The organism is Actinomycetota bacterium (genome assembly GCA_041658565.1).
GTDB lineage: Bacteria > Actinomycetota > AC-67 > AC-67 > AC-67 > JBAZZY01.
Window position 1 is genome coordinate 1 of record JBAZZY010000088.1, and the last position, 2917, is coordinate 2917.

General features: G+C 66.7%; 4 protein-coding genes. All 4 read right to left on the minus strand.

What is annotated here, in order from left to right; all coding sequences use genetic code 11:
• On the minus strand, window positions 1-765 hold a 765-nt coding region (locus WDA27_15220; GenBank protein MFA5892275.1), incomplete at its 3' end, for an alpha/beta hydrolase.
• A 122-nt stretch (window positions 766-887) separates the two neighbouring features.
• The gene (locus WDA27_15225; protein ID MFA5892276.1) at window positions 888-1280 is read right to left on the minus strand and encodes a hypothetical protein; all 393 of its coding nucleotides are present in this window, start codon (window positions 1278-1280) and stop codon (window positions 888-890) included.
• 275 nt (window positions 1281-1555) lie between these two features.
• A complete protein-coding gene (locus WDA27_15230; GenBank protein ID MFA5892277.1) occupies window positions 1556-2218 on the minus strand; it encodes a hypothetical protein in 663 nt (220 codons plus the stop codon).
• A gap of 137 nt (window positions 2219-2355) precedes the next feature.
• On the minus strand, window positions 2356-2917 hold a 562-nt coding region (locus tag WDA27_15235; protein ID MFA5892278.1), incomplete at its 5' end, for an SPOR domain-containing protein.

The window sequence follows — 2917 nt, forward strand, 5'->3', positions numbered from 1 at the left end:
ACGCGCATGGCGGATCGGCCGGTAGAACGGCAGGCGCAAGAAAAGGCGCGCGGCGACCTGGTTGCGCCAGCCCGGCGGCACGATGGCTTTCAGGCCGGCGTACGCATCCGGCGTCGGCATGGCGGCGATTTCGCCCGCGGGCGCGACGAGCGGCACATAGAACGGCGACAGTGCGAACGCGGCGCGCACGCTATCGTAGATGGATGCCGCCGCGAGGCGGGCGATCTTGCCGAAGCCGACCTGTTTGCGGACCATGCGTGCACTCGCGTGCCCGTCGAGCATTGGGCATTGTGCCGATACGGCGGCGATCCGCTTGTCGCGCGCCGCGGCGACGATCACGTGACCGCCCGACAGCGAGCAACCCCACAGGCCGATGCGGTCGGCATCGACGCCCGGCACCGTGCGGGCAAAGGCAATGGCAGACTTCCAGTCGTCGAGCTGGCGCGGGATGGAAACGAGCTGCCGCGGTTCGCCATCGCTGGCGCCGAGGTAGCGATAGTCGAACAGCACGACGTAGAAACCGGCATCGGCGAAGCGCTTGGCGTAAGGCTCGAGCGAAGCGTCGCGCGTGCCGCTGAGACCGTGAGCCATCACAATGCACGGCGCGGGCCGCTGAGAAGCCTCGGCCGGCACGTACAGCCAGGCACGACAGGTCACGCCGCCGCTCAAGAATGCGACTTCCCGGCGGAGTGCGGTCGTCATGCTTTCCTCAGGCAGGCGTGTCGGCCAGCTTTCGTCGTGCTGTCTTCGTTGGCGGATGCTCATGATGTTACGTTCGCGGTTGGCAAGAGGCCCACAATACTCGGGCGCGAGTCTTGCCGCGGTTCCTTAAAGAACAGCGCGTCTCGAATGTTGTTTTGAAAGCTTTGCCTAACGGCCGGGTCGCGTCAGTGAATGCCCGGCATCGGCTTGCGGACGCGGAGGAGATTGATCGGCTTGGCGGGCGCGCGGGCCGGTGTCGCCGCCGCTTGGGTAACAGGCTGGCCGGTTGTGGAGCGCCGGCGTAGCGACCACCACTTGCGCGATCGCGGAGCGGGTGTACGGCTGGCTTCGAGGAAGGCAATCACCGCGCGCACGTGGCCAACGAACTGTTCGCGGTCGGCCTCGCCCGTGTCGTCGCCCTTCAGCTTGAGATCGCGCCAGCGGCCCATCCAGGTCCCCGGCAGCAGATCGATCCAGCGATTGACGGAGGACACCTTCCAGAAGGACTCTTCGCTCTTCTGCGCTTCGTCGAGCGCCACACGCAGGGCCGCGATCACTGCTTCGATATCCGCCGCCATTACGCCCTCCACACGCGACTGTCCCAGGGCGTCACTTTAGCGGATTTTGCGCCTCAGTACACACCCTCGGCCTTGAGCGCCGTGATGACGCCGGCGCCCGATGCTGCGCTTCGCGCAAAAGAACCGCGGGCTTTCCGAGGGGTGCCAGCATGCGCTCCCATGTTCCGGGCGTGCCGGTGGCTGCACCCGTCCACAGGTTCGTTCACGCGCTCGCCTTGGGGAAATAGACATCCGGTCCATCTGTGCGTGTGCGGCTGGCTGCGCGAGCTCCCGGCCTAGTCCGACGCGGCGGCTACCGCGACGTTCGTCCCGCCCTCCGGCGAGGGCGTGAACAGGACGTCCATCAGCTGCGTCTCGCCGCACGTGCTCACCGACCACTGCTCTTTCCAAGGCGCTCCGGCCTGCTCCGGCTTCGCCACGAGCGCCGTGTCGACGATCGCAGCTTCGGCGCAATCATTCTCGCTTTGTGCGAGGGCGGCCGTCTTGGCGAAGTTGGCGGCATCGATCTGCAGGTTCGGATCGGCGATAGTCGAGCCCGGCGCCATAGGCACGGCTGTGATGTTGCCCTCTTTCATGAGCATCAGCATCGCGCGGCGCAGCGGCTGCTCGCAATTGACGACGTAGCGCTCGATCCAAATCACGTCGGTCGGCTCTCCCTGGTAGGGGTACGCGTCGGTCAGCGTGAACTCGGGCTCCTCGGGGCATTGTCCCTCTGGAACGAGCTTTGCGCTTTCATTGATCAGCTCGGTGCGGGTTTGCGTCAGCTCGTCCGAGAAAGCGCGCTTGGCGACGTCCTCGCCGTAGGCCTCGCTCAGCTCGGCCGGCGCGGCCTTAATGTATGCGGGCGCCGCCCAAGTCGCGCCGCTGGCAACCAGCACGCATCCGGCGACGAAGCCGATCCTGCCCACGGCGAAGCCGATCCTCCACAGCCCGATCATTGGTAGCTCCACCGCGCGAACACTCAGCTGCTCCGGTCGCAGTCACCGTAGCAGAACGCCATAGGGCTCGAAATTCGATTTCGGGGTGCCGGCGGCGGCGCATCGGGGGAAGGGTAAAGATCAGCAGGGCGGGGCGTCTACTCGACGAGACACTCGTACCCGGCGGCGCGCAGCGAGGTGCAGACCCTCTGCGGCTCGTCGGCGTTGCCGTAGGGTCCCAACCGGACGCGATAGGCCTTCTCTTGATTTTCGGCTTGCGTCTCGCTGACCTGCAATTTGCGCCTGCCGAATTCGCCGCCGTATTGCGAAGTGAGACGCACGGAGAGCGCGAACGCCTCGCTACGCGAAGGCAACGTGGCGATCTGCAAATGGAAGTCCTGCGGTGCCGCCGGTGTCTCGGCGACAGCAGGAGCCGGCGTCGCTGCGACGGGGGGCGCCAGAGTAGCGGCAGTAGGAGCCGGTTCGGGTGTAACCGCGGCTGTGGTGACGGGTGCAGTGGCGGCCGGAGCAGGGGCCGGCTGCGCGGGCGCGATGGCGACTGATGTCTGAGGAAGGGGCGCATCGGGGACGGGCGGCGCCGTCGGCAACGGAGCCATCGACACCTGCACCTTGTCGCCCCAGCTGGCAGTGGCTGGCTCGGGCTTTGGTGCGGGCGGCGCCGCAGCGGTGGTTATCGACCCGGTCTTGATCCAGTTGGTT

Excerpts from the sequence above, each read along its gene's own strand:
- WDA27_15230 (MFA5892277.1), bottom strand. The coding sequence starts at position 2,218 with ATGATCGGGCTGTGGAGGATCGGCTTCGCCGTGGGCAGGATCGGCTTC.
- WDA27_15225 (MFA5892276.1), bottom strand. The coding sequence starts at position 1,280 with ATGGCGGCGGATATCGAAGCAGTGATCGCGGCCCTGCGTGTGGCGCTC.